Source organism: Streptococcus sp. 2018110 (assembly GCF_019754115.1).
Classification (GTDB): domain Bacteria; phylum Bacillota; class Bacilli; order Lactobacillales; family Streptococcaceae; genus Streptococcus; species Streptococcus hashimotonensis.
In genome coordinates this window covers 3,849-30,231 of the sequence record NZ_JAIJZO010000002.1, presented here as the reverse complement: position 1 = coordinate 30,231, position 26,383 = coordinate 3,849, and the positions used below count along the sequence as shown (strand labels likewise).

The 26,383-nt window shown below is 40.9% G+C and carries 22 protein-coding genes; 17 read left to right on the top strand and 5 right to left on the bottom strand.

The features are described from left to right. The first annotated feature begins 106 nt into the window (after positions 1-106). Positions 107-2,584 (top strand): pneumococcal-type histidine triad protein, encoded by a 2,478-nt coding sequence (locus K5Q34_RS02155; protein WP_221864511.1) that lies wholly within the window; start codon positions 107-109, stop codon positions 2,582-2,584. 193 nt (positions 2,585-2,777) lie between these two features. Here K5Q34_RS02155 and K5Q34_RS02150 read toward each other — a convergent pair whose 3' ends face one another. After that, a complete protein-coding gene (locus K5Q34_RS02150; RefSeq protein WP_205028423.1) occupies positions 2,778-4,958 on the bottom strand; it encodes an LTA synthase family protein in 2,181 nt (726 codons plus the stop codon). 115 nt (positions 4,959-5,073) lie between these two features. On the opposite strand from K5Q34_RS02150, the gene K5Q34_RS02145 reads away from it, so the two are divergent. The 11 genes from K5Q34_RS02145 (at position 5,074) to K5Q34_RS02095 (ending at position 16,315) form a co-directional block, all read left to right on the top strand. Then, complete coding sequence (locus tag K5Q34_RS02145) at positions 5,074-6,237, top strand: class I SAM-dependent rRNA methyltransferase (RefSeq protein WP_221864429.1); 1,164 nt, start codon at positions 5,074-5,076, stop codon at positions 6,235-6,237. Continuing rightward, positions 6,234-6,908: a type I 3-dehydroquinate dehydratase gene (gene aroD / locus K5Q34_RS02140; protein ID WP_002940621.1), complete on the top strand. Its 675-nt coding sequence runs from the start codon at positions 6,234-6,236 to the stop codon at positions 6,906-6,908. The genes K5Q34_RS02145 and aroD overlap by 4 nt, the downstream gene beginning before the upstream one ends. A 2-nt stretch (positions 6,909-6,910) precedes the next feature. Further along, on the top strand, positions 6,911-8,077 hold the full coding sequence (aroC, locus tag K5Q34_RS02135) for a chorismate synthase (protein WP_221864428.1): 1,167 nt from the start codon (positions 6,911-6,913) through the stop codon (positions 8,075-8,077). A gap of 7 nt (positions 8,078-8,084) precedes the next feature. Then, the gene (locus K5Q34_RS02130) at positions 8,085-9,188 is read left to right on the top strand and encodes a prephenate dehydrogenase (RefSeq protein ID WP_221864427.1); all 1,104 of its coding nucleotides are present in this window, start codon (positions 8,085-8,087) and stop codon (positions 9,186-9,188) included. Positions 9,189-9,197: 9 nt separating this feature from the next. Continuing rightward, positions 9,198-9,536, top strand: a complete 339-nt coding sequence (locus K5Q34_RS02125) for a YlbF/YmcA family competence regulator (RefSeq protein WP_024401417.1) — start codon at positions 9,198-9,200, stop codon at positions 9,534-9,536. Positions 9,537-9,798: 262 nt separating this feature from the next. Then, positions 9,799-10,944, top strand: a complete 1,146-nt coding sequence (nagA, locus tag K5Q34_RS02120) for an N-acetylglucosamine-6-phosphate deacetylase (protein ID WP_221864426.1) — start codon at positions 9,799-9,801, stop codon at positions 10,942-10,944. A gap of 23 nt (positions 10,945-10,967) precedes the next feature. After that, positions 10,968-11,969: a tagatose-bisphosphate aldolase gene (lacD, locus tag K5Q34_RS02115; RefSeq protein ID WP_024416706.1), complete on the top strand. Its 1,002-nt coding sequence runs from the start codon at positions 10,968-10,970 to the stop codon at positions 11,967-11,969. Between the two features lie 629 nt (positions 11,970-12,598). Further along, entirely contained in the window at positions 12,599-13,558 is a 960-nt protein-coding gene (locus K5Q34_RS02110; protein ID WP_024413044.1) for an ABC transporter substrate-binding protein, read from the top strand. 23 nt (positions 13,559-13,581) lie between these two features. Continuing rightward, a complete protein-coding gene (locus K5Q34_RS02105) occupies positions 13,582-14,556 on the top strand; it encodes an ABC transporter substrate-binding protein (protein WP_221864425.1) in 975 nt (324 codons plus the stop codon). Positions 14,557-14,611: 55 nt separating this feature from the next. Further along, on the top strand, positions 14,612-15,505 hold the full coding sequence (locus K5Q34_RS02100; RefSeq protein WP_105183818.1) for an ABC transporter permease: 894 nt from the start codon (positions 14,612-14,614) through the stop codon (positions 15,503-15,505). A 9-nt stretch (positions 15,506-15,514) separates the two neighbouring features. Next, positions 15,515-16,315, top strand: coding sequence for an ABC transporter ATP-binding protein (locus tag K5Q34_RS02095; RefSeq protein ID WP_002940641.1), 801 nt, complete (start codon positions 15,515-15,517; stop codon positions 16,313-16,315). A gap of 355 nt (positions 16,316-16,670) precedes the next feature. Here the strand turns inward: K5Q34_RS02095 and aroB are convergent, their stop codons facing one another. Genes aroB through K5Q34_RS02075 form a run of 4 tightly spaced genes read right to left on the bottom strand, consistent with a single transcriptional unit; the run spans position 16,671 to position 20,728 of the window. After that, positions 16,671-17,738, bottom strand: a complete 1,068-nt coding sequence (gene aroB, locus K5Q34_RS02090; protein WP_221864424.1) for a 3-dehydroquinate synthase — start codon at positions 17,736-17,738, stop codon at positions 16,671-16,673. A gap of 12 nt (positions 17,739-17,750) precedes the next feature. After that, the gene (locus K5Q34_RS02085; protein WP_221864423.1) at positions 17,751-18,620 is read right to left on the bottom strand and encodes a shikimate dehydrogenase; all 870 of its coding nucleotides are present in this window, start codon (positions 18,618-18,620) and stop codon (positions 17,751-17,753) included. Positions 18,621-18,655: 35 nt separating this feature from the next. Beyond that, a complete protein-coding gene (locus K5Q34_RS02080) occupies positions 18,656-19,681 on the bottom strand; it encodes a 3-deoxy-7-phosphoheptulonate synthase (RefSeq protein ID WP_114866596.1) in 1,026 nt (341 codons plus the stop codon). 9 nt (positions 19,682-19,690) lie between these two features. Then, a complete protein-coding gene (locus K5Q34_RS02075; protein WP_024395871.1) occupies positions 19,691-20,728 on the bottom strand; it encodes a 3-deoxy-7-phosphoheptulonate synthase in 1,038 nt (345 codons plus the stop codon). 264 nt (positions 20,729-20,992) lie between these two features. On the opposite strand from K5Q34_RS02075, the gene aroA reads away from it, so the two are divergent. The 5 genes from aroA (at position 20,993) to rlmD (ending at position 26,347) form a co-directional block, all read left to right on the top strand. Continuing rightward, entirely contained in the window at positions 20,993-22,273 is a 1,281-nt protein-coding gene (gene aroA, locus K5Q34_RS02070; RefSeq protein WP_221864422.1) for a 3-phosphoshikimate 1-carboxyvinyltransferase, read from the top strand. A gap of 8 nt (positions 22,274-22,281) precedes the next feature. Next, positions 22,282-22,773: a shikimate kinase gene (locus K5Q34_RS02065; protein WP_024393608.1), complete on the top strand. Its 492-nt coding sequence runs from the start codon at positions 22,282-22,284 to the stop codon at positions 22,771-22,773. Next, a complete protein-coding gene (gene pheA, locus K5Q34_RS02060; protein ID WP_221864421.1) occupies positions 22,764-23,591 on the top strand; it encodes a prephenate dehydratase in 828 nt (275 codons plus the stop codon). The genes K5Q34_RS02065 and pheA overlap by 10 nt, the downstream gene beginning before the upstream one ends. Positions 23,592-23,602: 11 nt before the next feature. Beyond that, positions 23,603-24,925, top strand: a complete 1,323-nt coding sequence (locus K5Q34_RS02055; RefSeq protein ID WP_221864420.1) for an LCP family protein — start codon at positions 23,603-23,605, stop codon at positions 24,923-24,925. Between the two features lie 66 nt (positions 24,926-24,991). Then, positions 24,992-26,347: a 23S rRNA (uracil(1939)-C(5))-methyltransferase RlmD gene (gene rlmD / locus K5Q34_RS02050; RefSeq protein ID WP_221864419.1), complete on the top strand. Its 1,356-nt coding sequence runs from the start codon at positions 24,992-24,994 to the stop codon at positions 26,345-26,347. The last annotated feature ends 36 nt before the right edge of the window (positions 26,348-26,383 follow it).

The following is a 26,383-nucleotide window of genomic DNA, read 5'->3' as shown; positions in this document are numbered from 1 at the left end:
TATTTTATGAAGTTAATGGATATGGCGATGGCACTCTACAATGGTAGAATCCATTTATCATGTCAATAATATAAATATAATAGTAAGTAAGGAGAGAAACAGTGATATGAAACAAGGTAAGACTTTGCTTTATGTAGCAGGAGTATCGCTTATTTGTGCTGTAGCATTGGTAACCTATCAAGTGTCTAATTATAAAGAGCAATCGAGTCATCAAAAAATAACAAGCATAGAAATATCGCAATCAAAGCAATCAAAAGAGATTCCTTCAGATTCGAAAAAGGAAGTTCCAGGGATTGATAAGGCGACGGATGATGGTTTTTTACTCACTGATGAGTCACAAATTGAGGAAAAAACTGATTTAGGAATTATTGTCAATCATGGCGATCATAAGCACTTTTTCTTTTATTCAGATTTAAAGAATACAAAATGGGCTTATTTAATTCCTGAAAACTATCAAGAAAAAAATCATTCTTCTCAACCTAAGAGAAGTCAATTATCGTCAGGATCGAAACAGACCGAAGATGAATACGTTTTTGATCCTAAAGATATTGTCGCAGAGGATGCCAATGGCTATACTGTTCGGCATGGGGATCATTATCACTATATTTTAAAATCAAGCTTAGGTGGCACGACACACAGGCAATTGACCTCTGATAGTCGTCAATCGCCAACTCTTCCTATCGTTCAACAACAGGAAGGGATTCCGGGGATTGATTTTCAAACGAGTGATGGTTTCTTGTTTGATGGGCAAAATATCAGCGGTGTAACGGAAACCGGAATTCTAGTAAGGCATGGGAAACATTTGCATCTTATTCATTTTGAAACATTGAAAAGGAGTAAATGGTCTTATCTTGTGAATCAGTATAAACCAAATGTTGAATCGGATAAGAAGCCATTGTCCGAGGTAGAAAATACTGGGTATCAAACCAAATTGGACTACTTAGCAAAAGAACTGAATTTAGAGCCATCACGTCTTAAGAAAGTCATTGTTGACGGTCAAATTGGATTAGAATATCCGCATGGCGATCACACACATATTGTTTTATTAAAGGAAATTGATACAAGGAAGCCGTTTGAAAGTCCAGAGGATCGTATTCTTAAGCAAAAGGATGGAGAAACTCTTGAACAGAGAAAAGAACGTCTCATTAAGCAGTACATGGAGCGTTTTAAAGTAAAACGTGAGGACATTACAATTGATGGGAACTATATGAGTGTACGCCATGGGGACCATGCGCACGTTTATAAAATTGATCCTAGTTTGCCAGATGATCCTGAGCGTGATGTTAAGACCGAAACGGTAAATCTTGCTATTGAGAAACAATCGGTATATGGGCCTTTTTATACAGAAGGTTCAACAGAAAATTTAACACGTAATGGTGTCCATCAAAAGTATCATCCAGAAGGGCTTCAGGATATTAAAAATTTCATTCTAGTAACATTCAGTACAAATAGTGATTTTGGTGATTTTGTCGTTAATGGTAAAAAAACGAAGAGAGTTTATTATTTGGTTCGTAAAGATTTAAATTGGGAGGATTTGAACATTGCCTATCCGCAGACCCTTCAACAAAAGGGACGAGTCTTTAATGGTTGGAATGCTACTTTGCCAAAGTCTGGTAAGATGGCAAGAGAACATCGGAGTTTTTATGCTGATTTTGATACTGTTTATCGTAAGCCAACCAAAAATATTTACACTCCAAGTGACGATGTTTCAAATATTGATTTATCAGACTATGTACCTGTTAAATATAGTGCGATAGCCAATGGGCGTTTAAAATTAAATGGAGAGATTCGAGCAGGGTTCATATACTTTGTGAAATCTGACTTAACTTGGAAACAAGCTAAGGAGCAGGGGCTTGTTGTACCAGAACCAATTCCAAGCAAAGATTATGAGTTCATTGAGTTTAGGACAGTTATTACTGGTGGTGAAAAAGATACAGATTATGTTAGTGCAACAACGAGCTTGGCAGCATTTGGGACAACAGCTCCTCGTATAGGGCCATATATTGCCGAAAATACGGATAATCCAACGGACATCAATGATCCAAGTAGACATCCAAATTACCATTGGCATGATCCAAAGAATTATGTAGCTCTTGCATTTCGAGCAGGTGAAGGCGGTCAACTTCAGACCCATTTGGGAACTAGTAAAACAGTGGTTTACCTTGTCAGAAAAGGGTTAACATTGAACCAAGCTGGAATTTTTCCGCCATCTTTGAAGAGTGATACAGGTTATAAACGAGATTATACAAAACCGATTATTCCAAATGCAGCATGGGACACACCTATTTTGGAAGACACTGTCTACGATATTCATTTCGATAAAGTTGAAAGTGATAGCAAAGACGGGACAGTTGAGAACGGGAATACTTGGTTGCCTGGAAATCCATTGCCGAATACTCCAGATGTCCCTAATGGAGAAGAGGATGCAGACGGCTGGTTAGATGATTTGTTGACACCTAGCCCAGAAGTAGAAACTGTAACAGAAGATACAAAAGCAACTGAAAGTAGTACTGTTGCACCCATAGATGTCCCTAAGAATCCATCAGCAGGGGAAGAGCCTAGTGAGGATTCTATATTTCCTTGATGGAATAGAGATGAGTGATTTGAAATAGTGGTCTAATACTCTTCGAAAATCAAAATCAGACGTTGTTGACTTGATTTGATGAACTTCAGTTCTATCTGCATCTGCGTCGCCTAGCCTGCTTTTGATTTTCATTGAGTATAAAAAGGCTTAGAATCAATGTAGTAACTGACATGATTCTAAGCCTTTTAGTGTATTACTGCGAATTTGAACTGGTACTTGTTGAGCTAGTGCTTGTACCAGTATTTGGTGTGCTAGTAGCAGTTGTACTACCGTGAAGTTCTAGGTAGCTTGGTGCTTTAAATAGTTCAATTGTTGATTTATTGCCGTTTTTACTATACAAACTTGTTGATTGTGTACCAAGTTTATTCTCCAGTGAAATCTCGGCAGCCAATGAGTCAATGTAGTTATATTGGCTTGAATCCAAGGCTGGCAATCCATTGTCGAAGAATCGGATAAGATCACCAGTTTGAATGGCATCGCTAGTCGCTAGTTGTGCTGCAGTAGCTTCTTTAATTGCATCAATTTCTTTCTGAGTTGTCTCATCTGGATTTGTAATTTCAAGACCAGTTTCTGTATAGTAGATTTTACCTTCGTAGCTAGTGTATTTTGGTGTGATGAAACTGCCAGCGGTTCGAAGAGCCACAATTTGGCTGTGTTGGCTGGAAAGTAGGTCTTGACCAACTTGGAGATAGTTATCGGATTTGATTCCTAAAAGATGTTCGAGAGTAGGAAGTGCATCAATCTCACCACCATAGGTATCAAAAATCCCACCGTTGGTCATTCCAGGTACAACAATCATATATGGAACACGTTGCATCATGGCATTGTCAAAATCTGACCAAGTCTGTGAATCTTTTCCAATCAACGGTGCCAAGTCAGGATTGCGTGAATTAGAAATCCCATAGTGATCACCATAGAGAACGATGACGGAGTTTTCGTACAAGCCAGTCGCTTTTAAGTAATCGAAAAATGCCTTTATGGACGCATCGAGATAGTTTGCAGTAGCAAAATAACCATTAATGGTTTCATCATCTGTATTGGCTAATGGAAAGCCAATCTCATCCCCAATCAAGCTGGTTGTATAGGGGTAGTGGTTGGAAACCGTGATAAATTTGGTATAGAAGGGTTGCTGTAAATGTTCAAGATATTGGATAGAGTCGGCGAACATGATTTTATCATTCAGACCGTATTGGAATGAATTTTCAGCAGTGGCTTCAGAGAAGTAGGATTGATCAAAGAAGTAATTGTAACCCCACTGTTTATAGGTGTTGTTCCTATTCCAGAAACTGGCTGCGTTACCGTGGAATACAGCAGATGTATAGCCGCCATTTTGAGAGAGAATATATGGTGCAGCTTGCTGGGTATTGCTTCCACCATATTGGACCATGAAAGAGCCTTGATTGAGTCCAAAAAGTGAGGTTTCAATCATGGTTTCGGCATCAGAGGTTTTACCTGCCTTCACTTGGTTAAAGAAATTAGAAAAGGCGAGAGTAGAGCTAGAATGATACAGAGAATTGAGGAAAGGTGTGACTTCGTATTCGACACCATTGACGTTCAACTTATAGTCAATAACAAATTGTTGTAAGCTTTCTAGGTGGAGATAGATAACATTTCGCCCTTTGGCAATACCGAAGTAGTTGTCATTCGGTTGAGCATAATGTTCTGTAATATATTGTTTTACAGGCTCCAGGTCTGAGGCAGTGGCCCCAGAGCGATCCCTATGGGCATTGTAGGTTTGATTAGCATTGTAGCCAAGGAAAGCTGGTAACCCAAGGGCTCTGACGATATAAGTATTAGAAAATCCTCTCGTAAGTAGCTCAGGTCTATCAATTTCTGCTAAAAAGAGATTGATAGAGAACAATAATACTGAGAAGGCTGTGATGGCAAAGCTAGATTTTTTATGAAATGGAGTTTTGTCCCAGTGAAATGCCTTACGGTAGACTAAGAAACCAAAAGCTATAAAATCAAGAAAATAGACAATATCCCATAGCCTAAATAACTTAAGAGCTGCTTCTCCTAGTCCAGCAGATACGCTAGAGGTAGCCATCATGGTAGAAATGGAGATATAATCGGAAAATTCTCTATAATAGACTGCATTTGAAAAGAGCCAGGCGAAAAGAACAATATAAATGGTCATCGCTACACTATAGAATGCTTTCGTATTCTTTATATAAAGCGAGAGACCAAGCAATAAAATCCCTACTGGTAGAGGATTTATAATAGCGATAAAATTTTGGAAAAATCCTTGGGTATCTAAATTAAAATCAACATAGTAGGCCCAGAGTGTTTTGAGCCAGTAAATGATTAGCAAAATCAAGACGAAGCCAAGTCGAGTTTGTCCGCTCTTCTTGACGTAGTCAATTAGTTTTTTCACAATAAAACCTCATGGTCCTTTCTAAAAGCTTAGTTCATTATACCATAATTTTAAAATAAGCCTCAAAGTTTAGAGTTTTTTTGGCATATATGAAGAAACATGTTATAATAATTCTATGAAAATAAAGGTAAACCGTATTGCAGAACAGAAAATAAACAGAGGGATTCAACTCTTGGATAGCGCTGATTTTTCAGGTTTTTCGTTTGATGATGACAGGCTGGCTGTTTTGTATTCAGAATCTGGAAGCTATTTAGGTCAGGCTTATTTGTCTAAGCAGAATAAGGGAATAGGCTGGCTGTTTAGTAGAAGCAACCAAGACTTGACCGTGGATTTTTTTGTTAAATTATTCGTGGATGCTAAACAGAAACGCCAACATTTTTATCAATCTGAGATGACGAATGCTTTTCGTTTATTTAATCAAGATGGAGATAATTTTGGTGGAATGACGGTTGACTTGTATGATGAATACGCAGTTTTTTCATGGTATAATACCTTTATTTATTCTGTCAAAGAGATGATTGTTGCTGCCTTTCAACAGGTATTTCCCGAAGTAAGAGGAGCTTATGAGAAGATTCGTTTTAAAGGTTTGGCCTTTGAGTCTGCTCATCTTTATGGAGAAGAAGCCCCTGAGTATTTCACTGTGTTGGAAAATGGAGTTCACTATCAGGTCTTTATGAATGATGGACTGATGACGGGAATCTTTTTGGATCAGCATGAGGTACGTGGTTCCTTGGTGGATGGCCTGGCGGCAGGCAAGTCACTTTTGAACATGTTTTCGTACACGGCAGCATTTTCTATTGCTGCTGCCATGGGCGGAGCAGGGGAAACGACTTCTGTCGACTTAGCCAAACGCTCGCGAGAACTTTCTAAAGCTCACTTTAAGGTTAATAGTTTAGACTTAGATAATCATCACTTTGTAGTAATGGATGTATTTGAATATTTCAAATATGCCAAACGTAAAGGCTTGACTTATGATGTGATTGTCTTGGATCCGCCAAGCTTTGCACGAAATAAGAAACAAACCTTTTCAGTAGCCAAAGATTACCACAAGTTGATTTCTCAATCTTTGGAAATACTAAATACAGGTGGAACTATTATCGCTTCGACCAACGCCGCAAATGTTTCTGTTGAAAAATTTAAGCGGCAGATTGAAAAAGGTTTTGGTGTTAGAAAACACCGTTATGAGGCAAGTTATCGCTTGCCAGCCGATTTTGTAATCAATAAAAATGATGAAAGTAGTAATTACCTAAAGGTCTTTACGATACAGGTAGATAAATGAAAATAGTAGTTCCTATTATGCCTAGAAATCTGGAAGAGGTAGAGGCCATTGATGTAGAACGTCTAGCAGAGGCAGATATTGTTGAATGGCGAGCAGACTATCTTCCGAAAGATGATATTTTAAGAGTAGCACCTGCTATATTTGAAAAATGTAATGGTAAGGAAGTGGTTTTCACCATTCGGACAACACGTGAAGGTGGTCACTTGGATTTGGACGATCAAGAATATGTCAATTTAATCAAAGAAGTTGCAGCGCTTTATCAGCCAGATTATATTGATTTTGAATATTATTCTTATAAGTCGGTTTTTGAGCAGATGTTGGAGTTTCCTAATCTTGTGTTGAGTTATCATAATTTTGAGGAAACACCGTCTAATTATATGGAAATCATGTCTGAACTGACTAGCCTGTCACCAGCTGTTGTTAAAATGGCTGTAATGGCTAAGACAGAGCAGGATGTCCTGGATGTTATGAATTATACTCGTGGTTTTAAATCGCTGAACACCGAGCAGACATTTGCGACAATCGCTATGGGTGAACTAGGGAAGTTAACGCGTATTGCAGGTGTGATTACAGGATCCTGCTGGACTTTTGCCAGCTTAGATGAAACATCTGCACCTGGACAGATGTCTTTAGGCAATACTCGTAAGTTTTTGGAAATTTTGGAGAATTAAGTATGCGTTATTTAACAGCTGGTGAGTCTCATGGACCACGTCTAACAGCCATTATTGAGGGAGTTCCAGCTGGTCTCCCTTTAACAGCTGAGGATATTAATGAAGATTTAAAACGTCGCCAGGGGGGATACGGTCGTGGTAGTCGGATGCAGATTGAAACAGATCGCGTAGAGATTACGGCTGGTGTTCGTCACGGTAAGACAACCGGTGCCCCGATTACATTGAATGTGGCCAATAAAGACCATCAAAAATGGTTGGACATTATGGCAGTTGAGGACATCGAAGAGAAGCTCAAAAGTAAGCGTCGTATCAAACATCCACGACCAGGACATGCTGACCTAGTTGGTGGTATGAAATATCGCTTTGATGATTTGCGTAATTCTTTGGAGCGTTCTAGTGCGCGTGAGACAACTATGCGTGTAGCTGTTGGTGCGGTTGCCAAACGGATTTTGGCTGAGTTGGATATTGAAATTGCTAACCATGTAGTCGTTTTCGGAGGGAAGGAAATTGATGTCCCAGATGGTTTAAGCGTAGCAGAAATCAAAGAGCGTGCCGCTCAGTCAGAAGTATCCATTGTCAACCAAGAGCGTGAAGAAGAAATCAAAGCCTATATTGATCAAATCAAGCGAGATGGAGATACTATTGGCGGAGTGATTGAGACTGTTGTTGGAGGAGTTCCAGCTGGCTTGGGGTCATATGTGCAATGGGATAAAAAGTTAGATGCAAAATTAGCGCAGGCTGTTGTTTCAATCAATGCTTTTAAGGGAGTAGAATTTGGAGTAGGCTTCCAAGCTGGCTATCTCAAAGGGAGCCAAGTCATGGACGAAATTCTCTGGTCCCAAGAAAAAGGATATACACGCCGAACCAATAATCTAGGTGGTTTCGAAGGTGGTATGACCAATGGCGAGACCCTAATCATTCGTGGTGTTATGAAACCAATTCCGACCCTCTATAAGCCATTGATGTCGGTTGACATTGACACCCATGAGCCTTATAAAGCTACTGTGGAGCGTTCAGATCCAACGGCTCTCCCAGCAGCTGGTGTGGTTATGGAATCAGTCGTAGCCACAACTCTAGCGACAGAAATCCTAGAGAAGTTCTCTTCCGATAATATGGAGGAATTGAAAGCTGCAGTAGCCAGTCATCGCGACTATGTCAAAAATTTCTAGGTAATTAATGAAAAAAACGATTTTAATTGTAGGTCTAGGGTTGATTGGAAGTTCACTTGCGCTCTGTATTCGCAAAGACCATCCTGACTATCACCTCATTGGCTCTGATCCTAACGAACAATCATGCCAAATTGCCTTGGGCAAGGGGATGGTTGATGAGGTGTCAACGGAATTGGAGGGTGTAGCAAAGCAGGCTGATGTGATTCTTCTTTGTGTTCCAATTCAAGTTTCTTTGCGCTTGATTGAAGAATTTAGCGCCCTTGAATTGAAGGATACGGTCTTGATTACAGATGCAGGTTCAACGAAGTCTGCAATTGTGGCTGCTGCAGAGGAACATTTGGCGCCAAGACAAATTAATTTTATCGGTGGCCACCCTATGGCAGGTAGTCATAAATCTGGTGCCAGTGCAGCAGATCTCTATCTATTTGAGAATGCTTACTACATTATGACACCGTGTCAGGCTACCAAGCGGGATGCGGTTCCCCGATTGACAGATTTGTTATCTGGAACGGGGGCACGTTTTGTTCAGATTGATGCAGCAGAACATGACCGTGTGACCAGTCAAATTTCACATTTTCCACACGTATTGGCTTCTAGTTTGATGCATCAAGCTGGAGAGTTTGCGCAAGATCATCCCTTTACGAATAATTTTGCAGCTGGAGGATTTAGAGACATGACACGGATTGCGGAAAGTGAGCCGAGCATGTGGACTAGCATTTTGCTGACCAATGCAGATTCTATTCTAAATCGAATCGAGGAATTTCAAGAACGTCTTTCAGAAATTTCAGATGTGCTCAGATCTGGCGATCAAAAAGCAATTTGGGACTTTTTTGATAAGGGACGTCAAACTCGTAAAGCCATGGAAATTCACAAGCGTGCAGGTGTTGATTCTTTCTACGATTTATTCCTTAGTGTTCCTGATGAGGAAGATACGATTTTGAAGGTTTTGGAAGTCTTACGGGGTATTTCCATTGTCAATATTCGTATCAATGAAGAGAACCGTGAAGATATACACGGTATTTTACAAATTACGTTTAAAAATAAGGGAAATTTGGAAGACGCTGCGAAACGTTTAAGAGAGCAGACGACTTACAAAATTCATTTAGATTAGGAGAAAATTATGTCAACAAATATCTATGATATAGCAAATGAATTGGAACGTGCAATCCGTAACCTGCCTGAATATAAGGCGGTGGAAGCCGTTAAGGTCTCAGTTGAGGGGGATTCAGAAGCCAAAGAAATATTGGAAAGTTATATTTCTTTCCAAAAAGAAATCCAATCTAAATTGCAGGCTGGTGAAATTCCTACTGAAGCTGACCAAAAGAAAATGTTGGATTTCAACAAGAAAGTTCAGGGAAATCCACTTTTGACGGAATATTTCAGCAAGCAACAACAATTGGGAACGTATGTAGCTGATTTGGAACGTATCATCTTCAAGCCTCTCAACGAATTGTTGTAATATATTTATATTTGATAGGAGGCAGGGTATTAGGTTATGGATTGACGCCTAGTATACACTGCTTACGTAGAGTTCTTATCTCCAAGTACAGATTCAGAAACGGTACTTTGGGGAGTAAGAACTTTTTTTCTACCTTCTCACAGCATCCATTTCTTATAAAGTTATGGTAATTACTTGACATTTTCTAATAGAAGTTCTACAATATATTTAGTATATGGTTATAACCAGTTTGGCAAGTGTATATATCAATAAAGGAGATAGTATGACAGTATTTATAAAAGCAAAATCTATTATTTTACCAGAGAGTGAGGTCGAATCAGCCTATTTGGAAATTACTGACAATGGTCAGTTTGGACGGATTGTGACCGAAAAGCCTGAAGGGGAAATTGTTGATTATTCTGACTTTCATTTAGCACCAGGGCTAGTTGATACACATATACACGGCTACGCTTCTCACGATGTTATGGACAATGATTTTGAAGGGATCAAGGTAATTTCAGAAGGTCTCTTGTCTTGTGGGGTGACCTCTTGGCTTCCAACGACCTTAACAGATACGACTGAAAATTTAGATGCAGTTTGTGAAACGATTGGGACTTATGCAGGGCAGGAAACAGGCGCCAAGATTCAAGGTATTTTCTTAGAAGGTCCCTTCTTTACAGAAAAATACAAGGGAGCACAAAATCCTAAGTACATGAGCGATCCGTCCATTGAAAAGTTGGACAACTGGCACAGCTTATCGAAAGGTTTAGTCAATAAAATTGCTATTGCTCCAGAACGTGAAGGTGTCAAAGAATTCATCGAGTTTGCTAACAGCAAGGCAATTCATACTGCCTTGGCTCACAGTGATGCGACCTATGCACAAGCGGAAGCAGCAGTAGAAGCTGGTGCCAATATCTTCGTCCATGTTTACAATGGGATGAGTGGGCTTCATCACCGTGAACCAGGTATGGTCGGAGCTGCTTTGAATTTAAAAAATGTCTATGCGGAAATGATTTGTGATGGACACCATGTTCATCCAGCTGCGGCAGAAATCGTGGTCAAAGCACGTGGCGCAGAGGAAACTGTTTTGATTACGGACTGTATGCGAGCTGGCGGTATGGGTGAAGGAGAGTCCCGCCTCGGTGAATTTGAAGTTGTTGTAAAAGATGGAACTGCTCGTTTAAAAGAAAGTGGTAGTTTGGCAGGTTCCATCTTAGAATTGATCGAAGCAGTGCAGAATGTTGTGAAATGGGGCTTGGTGTCCCTACCTGATGCCCTTCGTATGGCCTCTCTGGCACCAGCTCGCTCTGTCAATATTGACCATATTTGTGGTAGGATTGCAGAAGGCCGAGCAGCAGACTTTATCGTCGTAGATGATGCAGGACGCTTACAAGCGACCTATCTAGATGGCGTGAAACGATTTGGTTAATAAAATTCCTTAGGAGGAAACTAATGACAAAATTACAACTTTCTCAGGCTAAATTCAATCACATGACCCGCTTGTCAAATAGCAATCAGGTGATTGCGGCCTTGGCGATTGACCAACGGGGGGCTTTGAAACGCTTACTTGCTGCTGCAGCAGGTGGTGGCGAATTTGGAGATGACATTTTGATTGACTTCAAGAAAGTCATCTCAAGCGACCTGACCCCTTATGCAAGCTCCATTCTTTTGGATGCGGAATACGGTGTTCCAGCTTCAGAATTGCGCCATGCAGATTGCGGTTTCATTGCGGCCTATGAAAAAACAGGTTACGATGCGTCCACACCAGGTCGTTTGCCAGACCTTTTGCCAAACTGGTCTGCAAAACGCATCAAAGAATTGGGAGCGGATGCCGTAAAAATCTTGCTTTACTATGATGTAGATGACAAGCCAGAAATCAACGACATTAAGCATGCCTGGGTAGAACGTATTGGTAGCGAGTGTATCGCAGAAGATATTCCTTACTTCGTCGAAATCTTGACTTACGATGCCAGCGATATGGATGTGACTTCTCGTGAATACGCAGCCCTCAAACCACACAAGGTCAATGGAGCCATGCGTGAATTTAGCAAGTCACGTTATAATGCAGACGTGCTCAAGGTTGAAGTGCCTGTCAATATGAACTTTGTAGAAGGCTACACAGATGAAGAGCCAGTCTATACAGTTGAAGAAGCTAAGGCCTTCTTCAAGGAACAAACAGACAGTACCCACTTGCCATTCATTTATTTGAGTGCAGGTGTGTCTGCTAAACTCTTCCAAGAAACACTTGTCTTTGCCAAAGAAGCAGGTTCAAGCTTTAATGGTGTCCTTTGTGGTCGGGCGACTTGGAAGGATGCAGTAGCCATCTTTGCAAGCGAGGGTGAAGAAGCAGCCAAAGCTTGGTTGGCAGATCAAGGCCGCCGCAACGTAGAAGAACTCAACGAGGTTCTAGCAACTACAGCATGTCCTTGGACTGAAAAAGTTGAAGTAAAATAATTGTTTTAGTAGGGTCTGGGCTTAAGTTCAGACTTTTTTGTGACATCAAATATAGTCATTTATACCCTTCGAAAATCAAAATCAGTCGTTGTTGACCCGATTTTGCACTCCGCTCTTATATCTCCCACCTTGAACAGTCCATTTACTGTACAAGCAATCCCAGAAACAAGAAAGCATTGAGTTATAGCTGCGGCTATTGACAGATCGTTTTATAGCTAATAATATAGGGGGGTATTTTTAGAAAAATTCGAAAAAACTTGAAAAATCTGAAAATTTACGCAATTTCCTATTGACAAATAATTTGAAAACAGTTATGATAGTTACAAATAAATGAGGAAGGGAAACAGAGATGTTACAAATGTGTCAAAATCATTCAGCTAATCATACTTATTTCTACGGCTATTTTAGATAGTGTTTGTAGACATGGTAAACATGGATGCAAACACGGGAACGTAAAGTTTGTATCTATGTGGCTGTAGCTATTTTGACATGTGCCCATAGATGATACATCTAAATGGCACGGATAATTCATTCTGTTTTCCTATACAGATGAAATACAAGGACCGTTTAGAGTGTAGTCTAAGCGGTCCTTTCTTGTTTGCAATTATATTTATAAAAGGAGAATAATCATGGGATTTAAAAAAATTATACTTAGTTCAGTAGCACTTTTGTCAGCAGTAACGCTTGTTGCGTGCAGTTCCAATTCGTCAGATTCAAGTTCAGTCAATGTTGGTATTATTCAATATGCTGAACATGAAGCGTTGACCTCAGCTCGTGAAGGTTTTGTAGAGGCACTCGAAGAAGCAGGCTACAAGGAAGGTGAAAATCTGACGATTGATTTGCAAAATGCCCAAGGTGATCAAGCAAACTTACAGACAATGGTTGAGAAATTGGCAGGGAAAAATGATCTTAACTTTGCCATCGCAACACCGGCAGCCCAAGCCATGCTTAATGCAGATAGTGAAACATCAAGTGTATTTACAGCTGTCACAGATCCAGTTGAAGCAGGTTTGGTTGAATCATTGGAAAAACCAGGTGGGACCATGACAGGATCTACTGATGCAACTGATGTGGAAGGTCAAATCGAGATGTTGCTCAAAGTTGTACCAACTGCGAAGACTGTCGGTATTTTCTACAATTCTAGCGAGGTAAACTCAGAAGTTCAAGCTGAGCAGGCTAAAAAAGCACTCGAAGCAAAAGGTGTAAAGGTAGAAGTGACAACAGTTACGACTACAAACGATGTTCAGCAAGCTATTACTTCACTTGCAGGAAAAGTCGATGCTATCTATCTTCCAACTGATAATACAGTTGCCTCTACAGCTTCAACAATCGGTGATATTTTAAAAGAAGCAAAAGTTCCAGCTATGGGAAGTGACGCGGCAGTTATTGACGCAGCTCTATTTACCTACGGTGTCGACTACCATGCTATCGGTGTTCAAGCTGGTGAATTGGCCGTGAAGATTTTGAAGGGTGAAAAGCCAGCTGACTTAGCAGTTGAAAAACCAAATACAGCGGCTATTACCGTCAATGAAGAAATGGCTAAAGCTGTTGGTATTGATGCAGCGACTATAAAAGCATTAGAAGAGTAAAATATTTAGGAGAAGAAACGTTTATGTATTATAAGCTAGTAAAAAAATTGGCAACTATTTCAGTAGCAAGTATGGGTTTGCTAACACTTGCAGCTTGTTCCACATCATCAGAACAAGCTTCCTCAGCTGTGGTCAAAGTTGGAGTTCTCCAATATATGGAGCATGAATCATTGACAGCTGCCCGTGAGGGTTTTGTGGCGGAATTAGAAGCAAATGGCTACAAAGAGGATGAAAAATTGGTTTTGGACTATCAAAATGCCCAAGGTGATCAAGCTAACCTTCAAACCATTTCAGAACAATTAATCGATGGAAATGATATTGTCTTGGCAATCGCTACGCCGTCTGCTCAGAGTTTAGCGACTGTGTCTACTGAAACGCCGATTGTCTTTGCTGCGGTTACAGATCCCTTGTCAGCTGATTTGGTAGAATCCATTGAAAAACCAGGTGGACTATTGACAGGTACTTCTGATCAAGCTCCAATTGACAAACAGGTTGAATTGCTAGGACAAGCTGTTCCTGATGCTAAGACAGTTGGTATTTTGTACACTACTAGCGAACGTAATTCAGAAGTCCAGGTAGAGCAAGCTAGGGAATTGCTAGAAAAAGCAGGTTATAAGGTAGTAGTAAAAGGAATCACTTCGACTAATGAAGTACAAGATGCGACAACAAGTTTGATGAAGGATGTAGATGCTCTCTTTATTCCAACAGACAATACTGTCGCTTCAACCATGACCATGATCGGTGAATTATCTGTGGAGCATAAGGTTCCAGTAATCGGTGGTTCAACGGACATGGTGGATGAAGGAGGTCTTTTGACTTACGGTACCAACTATGAAGCTTTAGGTCGTCAAACTGCAAAAATGGCTATTAAGATTATCGAAGGAGCCAATGTGTCAGAAACAGCGGTAGAATACCCAGAGACCGTCAGTCTTCACGTTAATGAAGAAATGGCTCAGAAATTAGGTATCGATACTTCTAAGCTTGCTGTATCTGAATAAGATCGGTAAGTATAGAACCTAGTATTGACTACGAATTTAGAAAAAGGAGAAAATCGTGGATATTATTTTATCAAGTATCTCGCAAGGCTTGCTTTGGTCAGTTATGGCGATTGGTGTTTACTTGACGTTTCGTATTTTAGATATTGCTGATATGACAGCTGAGGGGGCTTATCCGCTTGGAGCTGCTGTTTGTGCGACAGGGATTGTGAACGGAGTGAATCCCTTGCTGGCAACCTTTATGGCTATGGTAGCTGGTATGGGTGCAGGATTGATTTCTGGTTTACTTCATACAAAACTAAAAATTCCAGCCCTTTTGACCGGTATTGTAACCTTGACAGGTCTCTACTCTATCAACTTGAAAATATTAGGCAAAGCCAATGTAGCCCTGCTCAAACAAGAAACACTGGTGACCCAATTGCAGGATTTCGGTTTGCCAAAAACCAATGCTGTTTTGGTCATTGGTCTGGTCTTTGTACTAGCAGTTGTGGGCCTATTGACGCTCTTGCTCAATACACAAATTGGTCTAGCTATTCGTTCAACAGGGGATAACATTCCAATGAGTGAGGCCAATGGTATCAATGTAGACAATATGAAAATCTACGGCTATATGTTGTCGAATGGTCTAATTGCCCTTTGTGGAGCTCTTCTTACTCAGAATAATGGCTATGCAGATCTCAATTCAGGTACTGGTACCATTGTTATCGGTCTAGCATCTGTCATTATTGCAGAAGTTATCTTGCGTAACTTACGCCTGGGTTGGAGACTCCTATCGGTTGTTCTCGGTGCAGTTGTTTACCGTTTGATTATCTTAGCGATTTTGGAAATTCCAGGTATGGATGCAGACCTTGTTAAACTCTTCTCAGCTATCCTTCTGGCAACCGTTCTCTATGTGCCAGAATTGCAGAAGAAATTGAATATTCGTCGTCCAAAATTGAATGGAAATGCTTAGGAGGAAGTCATGTCTACAATTTTATCAATTCAAAATATTCATAAAACCTTCGAAGCTGGAACAGTTAATGAGAACCATGTCCTTCGTGGGTTGAACTTAGATGTAAAAGAGGGTGATTTTATCTCCATTATCGGTGGTAATGGTGCTGGTAAATCAACTTTCATGAACTCACTTGCAGGTGCCTTGACGGTTGATTCGGGCGATATTTTGCTTGAAGGTAAATCCATTAAGCATGTCTCAGCTGCCAAACGTTCTAAGGACATCAGCCGTGTCTTCCAAGATCCTAAGATGGGAACAGCTTCCCGCTTGACCATTGAAGAAAACATGGCTATTGCCTATCGTCGTGGATTGTCACGTGGTCTTGGCTGGGGTGTGAAGGATAGTGAACGTGCTATTTTTAAGGAAGCCTTGAAAGAACTTGGTCTGGGTTTGGAAAACCGTATGAAGGTTGACACGCAATTTCTTTCAGGTGGTCAACGTCAGGCCTTGACATTGATGATGGCTTCGCTGGTCAAACCAAAAGTTCTGCTCTTGGACGAACACACTGCGGCCCTTGATCCCAAAACTAGCGATATGGTCATGGAATTGACTAAAAAGATTGTCGAGAGTCACCAGTTGACAGCTCTGATGATTACGCATAATATGGAAAACGCCATTGAATATGGTAATCGTTTGGTCATGTTGCACCGTGGTCAGATTGTTGTCGATGTAGAAGGAGAAGAGAAGAAGAACTTAACCGTTCAAAACTTGATGGACCTTTTCTACAAAAACAGTGGTGAAAAGCTAACTGACGATGAAATGATTTTATAAAAAAATAAGACTACTGATGATTTTTGAATCAGTAGTCATTTTTCTTATATCGTCATTTAGTTGACTTTTATTACTTCGACGTAAGAGGAAACTCCGTTTCCTTATTTCCAACTTCAAACACTCCACTGGATTGTTTGAACTCGCCTTGCCTGCTTTTGCAAAAGCGACTTGCTCCGCTCTTTTATCTCCCACCTTGCACAGTCCATTAACTGTGCAAGCAATCTGGGGGATACGAATAGTCCAGTGGACTATTCGTACCTGAGCCTGAGAACAAAAAAGCGAAGTACATCAGCTGGTCGCCTAGAAACAAGAAAGCATTGAGTTATACCTGCGGCTTTTGATGTGAACTAAAAGACTATACTTGTAGAAATTCTAGCATTTCTTCCATTGGAATTTGATGGATGGCTGCCTGTCCCAATTGAGGGACGATGACGAGTTTGATGGTCTTGCCACGTGCTTTTTTATCGTGAGTTAGGGCGGCGTATAATTCATCTACATTCCAAGGCTGGTGTGTAATCGGTAAGCCGAATTTTTCACACATGGCGATAATCTTTTCTGTCATACCAGCTGGCATCAGTCCTTTTTTCTCAGCTGCGCGTGAGATTTGTACCATACCGATAGCAACAGCTTCACCGTGCATGACCTGGCCGTAACCAGCGGTCGCTTCAATAGCATGTCCAATAGTGTGACCGAAGTTGAGGTAGAGTCTGACACCGTTGTCTAATTCATCTTCGACAACAACCTTGCGTTTGACTTCACAGGAGTGGTAGATGATATAGTCAGCATGCTCCAGAATGCTCTCGACAGAGCCGTCTAATTGGTCTAGGGTTTCCCAGAGCTCCACATCATCTATTAAGCCATATTTGACAACCTCGCCCATTCCTTCAATCAATTCTCGTTTGCCGAGGGTTTTGAGGGTATCAGGGTCGATGAGAACGCCGTCTGGTTGGTAGAAGGTCCCCACCATATTTTTGGCAAATGGGGTGTTTACGCCAGTTTTTCCCCCGATAGAAGAATCGACTTGGGCAGTTAGGCTGGTTGGGATTTGTAGGAAATGGATACCACGCATATAGGTAGAAGCGACAAAACCTGCCAAATCGCCAACGACTCCCCCGCCGAGAGCAATGATTCCATCACTTCGTGTCATACCATTTTTTACGAGAAATTCGTAGGCCTGGTTGACGGTATCAAGATTTTTTGAGGCTTCACCTTCTGGAAATTCAAAAGCAATGGTTTCAAAACCAGCTTGTTCTAAGCTTGACTGGACTGTTTCACGGTAGAGTGAGCCAACGTTGTCATCTGTAATAATGGCGATTTTCTGAGGTTTCCAAAGTTCTTTGACCCATGCACCTGTCTGTGCTAAACTTCCTCTTTGGATAAGGATGTCGTAGGGAGTGTTGGGAAGATTGACGGTCAGTTTCATCAGATTTCCTCTCTATTTGATGTCGTATTTCTGGACTAATTGGTCCCAAATCAAGTCAGTCGGCATTTCCTTACCAGTCCAGGTTTGGAATGCTTCAGCCGCTTGGAAAAGGAGCATGCCCAAACCATTGATAGTTGGATTGCCCTGAGATTGGGCTAGTTTTAATAAAGGTGTTTCGAATGGTTGATAGATCACATCTGCAACCAAAAGATTTTCAGGAAAGCGAATGGTAGAAGGAACAGGTTGAGAATGCCCATCCATGCCTAGACTGGTTCCGTTGACAAGTAAGTCTGACTTGGCAATTTCTTCTTGCATCAACTGGCTATCATCATTGGCTAGAACCTTCATAGGAACTCCAGTTGCTTGAGCAATAGGTGTAAGACTCGCCTGTGTTCTTTCCAAGCTTTGTTGACGGCAGAAAATGGTAATTTCCTTTGCACCATCCAATGTAGCCTGAGCTATGATAGCAGTAGAAGCACCACCACCACCTAGAATGGTCAGTCGCTTGTTGCGTACTTGGAATCCTCTTAGTTTTTCTAAACTTTTGAAGAATCCAATGCCATCGGTATTATGACCGATTAGTAAGCCGTTCTGATGAATGACAGTATTGACAGCGCCAATCAGGCGTGCAGAGGCTGTTAAATCATCTAGATAAGGAATGACAGCTTGTTTATAGGGCATGGAAAGATTGATGCCAAACATATCGTAGCGTTTGATATTTTCAAGAGTAGCAGCCAAATCCTCTTCTGGAATTTCCAAAGCGACATAGACACCGTTTACCCCTGTTTCCTTAAAAGCCAGATTATGAATGAAGGGGGAAATGGTGTGTTTGATTGGCTTTGCAACAACGGCAGCAAGACGAGTGTAACCATCAATGTTCATAGCTTACCTCCAAATTATTTATATTAAGGAAAGAATTAGACAGTTTGATGAATTTCACGAATCAGAGCTTCCGTTTTTTCCCAACCTAAGCAAGGATCGGTAATGGATTTGCCGAATACCTCAGGGCTATCTTGACGGCCGTCTTCTAAGTAGGATTCAATCATGAAACCACGGACATATTTGCGAATGGCTTCATTCCAATCACGGTTGATGAGGGTCTGACGGACGATTCGGATTTGTTCCAGGTAGTTTTTACCAGAATTGTCGTGGTTGGTATCAATTACGATAAATGGATTTTTAAGACCAAATTGTTCATACTGTTTGATGGTTTTCAAGAGAATATCATAGTAGTAGTTTGGCTCATAACCGCCCTTTTCAGTATTGGCACCACGAAGGATAGCATGAGCTAGAGGGTTGCCATCTGTATCAACTTCTGCATCGCGGTAAATAAAGTTCTGTTTGTTTTGTGCGGCGTAGATACCATTGAACATAACGGTCAAATTACCAGAAGTTGGGTTTTTCATACCAGTTGGCATATCGACACCTGATGCAACAAATCTGTGTTCTTGGTCTTCAACCGAACGTGCTCCGATAGCATGGTAGGACACCAAGTCTTCCACAAGAGGGTAGTTGGCAGAGTAGAGCATTTCATCAGCAGTTGTGAGTCCGGTCTCAGTAATGACACGGTAATGCAAATTACGAACGGCTGCAATTCCGTTAATGAGGTCTGGTAATTTAGAAGTATCTGGCTGATGAACCAGTCCTTTATAGCCTTCCCCATTGGTACGTGGCTTAGCTGTGTAAACCCGCATGACCATGAAGATTTTATCTTTGACTTCCTCTTGAAGCTTAGAGAGACGACGTGCATATTCTAGAACGGCCTCTTCATTATCTGATGAGCAAGGGCCGATAACCAAGAGTAGACGGTCATCTTCGCCTCGGATAATTCTTTTCAGTTCTTCATCGCGCTGATTTTTTGCAACCAGAAAATCTCCTTCGAGCTTTGAAAGCTCTTTTACTTTATCAATGTCTAAACTGGTGCTACGTTTGTGAATTCCCATAATATCTTCCTATCTGTTGTAAATTTCTCGGATGAGTTCTTGTGTTTTTTCCCAGCCTAAGCAAGGGTCTGTGATGGATTTTCCATAGACATCTGGATTGTCTTGGCGACCGTCTTCAATGTAGGATTCAATCATGAATCCGCGAACGTAGTTACGAATGGATTCGTTCCAGTCGCGGTTGATTAAGGTCTGACGAACGATACGGATTTGTTCCAAATAATTTTTCCCAGAATTGTCATGGTTGGTATCGATAATAATAAATGGATTTTTCAAGCCAAATTGGTCATAGAGCTCAATGGTTTCTAGAAGATTGTCATAGTAATAGTTTGGTAGGTATTTACCATTTTCATTGACTGCGCCGCGAAGGATAACGTGAGCAAGTGGATTGCCAGATGTTTCAACTTCAGTATTGTTGAAGAGGAAGGATTGCTTCTTCTGAGCAGCAAAAAGACCGTTGAACATGACTTTGAGGTTACCAGATGTTGGATTTTTCAAGCCTGTTGGAACATCGATGCCTGACGCTACAAAGCGGTGCTGCTGATTTTCAACCGAACGAGCTCCGATAGCGATGTAGGAAACCAAGTCATCAACCAAAGGCAGGTTTTCAGGATAGAGCATCTCGTCAGCAGTAGTTAAACCTGTTTCCGTAATGACACGATAGTGGAGGTTACGAACTGCTTTGATTCCGTTGATGAGGCTTGGTGCAGCATCTGTATCTGGTTGGTGCATGAGTCCTTTATAACCATCACCATTGGTACGTGGCTTGGCAGTATAGACGCGCATGACCATGAAAATTTTATCCTTGACCTCTTCTTGGAGCTTGGCCAAGCGATGAGCATAATCTAAGACAGCCTCTTCATTGTCAGAAGAACATGGTCCAATTACTAGGAGAAGACGATCATCTTCACCTTTTAAGATAGCTTCAAGTTCACGGTCACGGGCTTGTTTTTTAGCAAGTGTTTCTGGAGAAAGTTTTGAATGTTCTCGTACTTGATTGATGTCAATTTTTTCGCTGATTGGTGTAAACAATAGGTCTTCCTCTTTCATTTATAGATTTCTCAATTATACCATTATTTTTAAGAATTTAAAACCAATATTCATGATTTTGTGTGAAATTTACAGTAAATTCTGAATATTTTATATAAAGAAAATTTAAGAAATTTTACTTACAATAGGTTAACGATTTTTGATTCATACACTTTGGATAAAAATGTAATGGAAATTGATTTTTTTACAAGTCATTGTCATAAAAATCAGAAAATATTTTATAAATATGATAGAATGGAAGTAATACTAGTTTGAGGTAAGGGTATGAAATTAAGAAAAAACGTAGAAAAACTACAGGGTGTGATTCGTGTCCCAGGTGATAAATCAATCAGTCATCGTTCTATTATTTTTGGTTCCCTTGCAAAAGGTGTTACTCGTGTCCACGATATTTTGCGTGGGGAAGATGTCTTGTCAACCATGCAGGTCTTTCGTGATTTGGGTGTGAAAATTGAAGACAATGGTGATATTGTTGAAGTACACGGTGTTGGCTTTGATGGTCTTCAAGCACCCAAAAATGATTTGGATATGGGAAATTCTGGAACCTCGATTCGTTTGATTTCAGGCGTTTTAGCAGGTCAAGATTTTGAGGCGACTATGTTTGGTGATGATTCCTTATCCAAACGTCCTATGGACCGAGTAACTATTCCACTCAGTCAAATGGGAGTAGAGATTTCTGGACAAACTGAACGTGACCTACCTCCGTTGACCATCAAAGGGAATAAGAATTTAAAACCAATTCACTACCAACTCCCTGTAGCCTCTGCCCAAGTAAAATCAGCTCTGATTTTTGCTGCCTTGCAGGCTGAGGGAGAGTCGGTCATCGTAGAAAAAGAGTTGACTCGAAACCATACAGAAGATATGATTGTCCAGTTTGGTGGACAGTTGGAAGTCAGTGGCAAGGAAATCCGCATCCAAGGTGGTCAGGAGTTTATTGCTCAAGAGATTACAGTTCCAGGAGATATTTCAAGTGCTGCCTTTTGGTTGGTTGCTGGCTTAATCGTACCAGGTTCAAAAATTATCCTTGAAAATGTGGGAATCAATGAAACTCGGACTGGTATTTTAGATGTCATTAAAGCTATGGGCGGTAAAATGACTCTTTCTAACATAGATGAACTTGCAAAATCTGCTACCATTACAGTTGAAACGTCGGAATTGAAGGCTACGGAGATTGCAGGTGAATTGATTCCTCGTTTGATTGATGAGTTGCCAATTATTACCTTACTAGCGACTCAAGCACATGGAACAACGATTATACGTGATGCTGAGGAGTTGAAAGTTAAAGAAACGGATCGTATTCAGGTTGTTGCAGATGCTCTAAATAGTATGGGAGCAACTATTGAACCAACAGAAGATGGTATGATTATTCACGGACCAACTGCTTTACATGGTGCTGAAATCAATACATTTGGTGACCACCGTATCGGTATGATGGCTGCCATTGCTGCCTTGTTGGCCAAAGATGGAGAAGTTGTATTGGAAAGAGCAGAAGCTATCAATACGAGCTATCCTGCCTTCTTTGAACACTTAAATAGTTTGATGGATTAGGAGAACGTATGCCAATCGTTTTACTTGGATTTATGGGAGTTGGAAAAACAACAACAGCACATTTGTTAAATCTCCCCGTTTACGATATGGACCATATCATTGAAGAACGGATTGGTATGCCTATTGCTGACTATTTCAGTCTTGAAGGAGAGGCTTCGTTTAGACAACTGGAGACAGAGGTGTTGAAAGAATTGCTGGACTTACCTAGTAATTGTATCGTGTCAACTGGTGGTGGTGTGATTAAATCTGAAGTAAACAGGGAATTGCTGTTGGCAAATAGGGAGGACAATGTACTTCTTACTGCCTCCTTTGAAGTTTCCTATCAGAGAATTCGTAAGGATAGACAATCGCAAAGACCTCTCTTTTTACAGTGTAGTAAGGAAGAGTTTGAAGCCCTCTATCGTGAACGAATGGCACTTTATCAAGGTTTAGCCGATACTGTAATCGATACAGATAAACTGAATCCAGAACAAGTAGCAAGGAAAATTTTATGCAAGTAGCCTATCTAGGACCTCGTGGTTCTTTTACACATCAAGTGGCCCAGCAGGCCTTTCCGACTGCGGATTTGCAGGCTTTTGAAACGATTACAGAGGTTATCAAGGCCTACGAAACGGGGGAAGTTACCTATTCCGTTATTCCAGTAGAGAACTCGATTGAAGGTAGTGTTCATGAAACGATTGACTATCTCTTTCATCAGGCGGAGATTCATGCGGTTGCAGAGATTGTTCAACCGATTGCCCAACAACTGTTAGCCACGAGTGCCGATAAGGCTGTAGAGGTTATCTATTCTCATCCGCAGGCAATTGCTCAGGGGAAGAAATATATTCAGGAACATTTTCCTCAGGCTCGTATTGAAATAACAGCTAGTACAGCCTATGCTGCTCGCTTTGTGGCAGAACATCCTGAACAACCATTTGCGGCAATTGCTCCGCAAGCGGCAGCTGTTGAATATGGACTGGAGGTAATTGCGCAAGACATCCAGGAAATTAGCGAGAATTTTACACGCTTTTGGATTTTGGGGGATAAGGCTCCGTCTATTGCCCTGGAACAAGTAGCTAAAAAAGTCAGTCTTGCACTGACATTGCCAGATAACCTGCCAGGAGCCTTGTATAAGGCCATGTCTGTTTTCTCATGGAGAGGAATCAGCTTAACAAAAATAGAAAGCCGACCCCTGAAAACGGCTTTGGGTGAGTATTTTTTCATACTGGATCTTGACAATCAGTCTGAGGAATTATTAGCCTATTCTCAAATAGAATTGACTAGTTTAGACATAACCTATAAAGTACTAGGGAATTACCTGGTCTATATGACCAGCTAGGATGAAGACAGATGAATAAAAACAATAATATCCTAACCCATCATGAACAATTGAGGTTAGATTATTTGCAAAAAAATATCCACTACTTAAATGACAAAGAAAGTCGTGAGTTGGATTATCTATTATATAAAAAAGAGCTGAGAGAACGGCATGGAAGTCCAAGGCAATCTCTACGTAGCTTCACACCAACGGCTTACGAAGATGACTTCGAGGAAGATTATTTTGAAGAGGATGATGAGCAAGAGGAACTGTTGCCTCGCTATCCTGAACGTAGATCCAGAAAAACAAGACAAGCCAAACCTCAACGGTTTCAGTCTCCCCGTATCGAGCCCAAAGCGAAAGTACCTAAACCTAAAAAATCTCGTAAAAAGGGTGGTTTCAAGCGCTTTATTGGTTTCGTATTGCTTGCTATAGCGCTAGTGATTGTAGCGATGGGCTATAGTTTTTTCAAAGGTATGAATAGCGTGAGTGAGAAGCCGGTAGCTGAGGTCTTCAACGGCGTAGATACATCGAATGGGACAAATATTTTAATTTTGGGAACAGACGGTCGTGTTGGCGAAAGCTCAGGTGAAACTCGAACAGATACCATCATGGTTCTAAACGTGAATAACACGGATAACAAAATCAAACTTGTTAGCTTTATGCGGGATACCTTGGTGGATATTGAGGGATATGAATATAAACTCAATACTGCCTATACTTTGGGAGAACAGGATAATCAGCAAGGGGCTGAAGAAGTTCGGAAGGCGTTGAAGAATAATTTTGACATCGATGTCAAGTACTATGCGATGGTGGATTTTGCAACCTTTGCGACAACGATTGATACACTTTTCCCTGAGGGCGTAACGATTGATGCACAGTTTTCAACTATTAATGGTGAAGTCGTTAGCTCAGTAGAAGTGCCGAATGATTTACAGCTGGAAGAAAATGCTCCTGCTTATCAAACGATTCAGGTCGGTGTACAGCAGATGGATGGTAAGACCTTGCTTAACTACGCGCGCTATCGTTCGGATGATGAAGGTGATTTTGGTCGTACGAGACGTCAACAGGAAGTGTTATCTGCTGTTATGACACAGGCTAAAAATCCAATGAAACTATTCTCTGGCTCCGAAGCTATAGGTAAGGTTGTGGCGATGACTCCGACAACAGTGCCACAAAGCTTTATGTGGCTACAGGGACCAGGCCTTCTATTGGATGCGGCAAATGGTATCGAACGTGTTACAATCCCAGAAAATGGAGACTGGGTTGACGACTATGATATGTATGGTGGTATGGCTCTTCGTGTTGATTTTGAAAAATACCAGCAGCGCTTGGCTGAGTTAGGCTTGCGTTAAGAAATATGGTATACTAGAAGTGACTTCGGTCACTTTTTTAGTGGTCCAAAAATAGAAAGTAGAATTATGTTAAAGAAAAACGATATTGTCGAAGTAGAAGTAGTAGATTTGACACATGAGGGTCAGGGTGTGGCAAAAATTGATGGTTTTGTCTTCTTTGTAGACAATGCTCTTCCAGGTGAGAAAATTTCCATGCGCATCTTAAAACTTAAGAAAAATATTGGTTTTGGTAAGGTGGAGCAATCGCAGAGCTTCTCACCAGACCGTAATCAGGACTTGGATTTGACCTATCTAAGAACAGGTATTGCTGACTTGGGGCATCTTACTTATCCAGCTCAACTAGCTTTTAAGAAAAAACAAGTTGAGAATAATCTACGCAAGATTGCAGGTCTGCCAGAAATAGCAGTAGCAGATACTTTGGGAATGGACAATCCTCTTGCTTATCGCAATAAGGCAGCTGTTCCTGTTCGTCGTGTGAATGGGCAGTTAGAAACAGGATTCTTCCGAAAAAATTCACATGATTTAGTTCCGATTGAGGATTTTTACATTCAACATAAGGAAATTGATGCCTTGGTTCTAGCGACACGTGACCTGTTGAGAAAATTAGACTTGAAGCCTTACGATGAGAAAGAACAGACAGGACTTGTGAGAAATATTGTTGTTCGTCGTGGTCATTATTCTGGCCAGTTGATGCTAGTTTTAGTTACGACTCGTCCGAAGATTTTCCGTGTTGAAACCCTTATTGAGCGTTTGACAAGCCAATTTCCAAATCTTGTTTCTATCGTTCAGAATATTAATGACCAGAATACCAATGCTATATTCGGTCAAGAATTCCGTCTTTTGCATGGCAGTGAAACTATTACAGATACCATGTTGGGCAATGAATTTGAAATTTCTGCACCATCTTTCTATCAAGTCAACACAGAAATGGCTGAAAAACTCTATCAGACCGCCATTGACTTTGCAGAATTGTCGGCAGATGATGTCGTGATTGATGCCTATTCAGGTATTGGGACAATTGGTCTCTCCTTTGCAAAACAAGTTAAGCATGTTTACGGTGTAGAAGTCGTTGAAAAGGCTGTCCTTGATAGTCAGAAGAATGCTGCTCGAAATGGGATTGATAATGTTACCTATGTCTGTGATAGTGCAGAATCCGCTATGCAAAAATGGGTGGCAGATGGAGTCAAGCCAACTGTGATTTTTGTCGACCCACCACGAAAAGGTTTGACAGAAAGTTTTATCAAAGCAAGTACTTCTGTAAAACCAGAGAAAATCGTTTATATCTCTTGTAATGTGGCAACCATGGCGCGTGATATTAAACTTTATGAGGAATTGGGGTACAAATTGACGAAGGTACAGCCGACTGATTTATTTCCAAATACGCATCACGTCGAGTGTGTCGCACTGCTCGTAAAAGCCTAGAAACCTTGGAACGAAAGGGATAATGAAAAGCCTTTG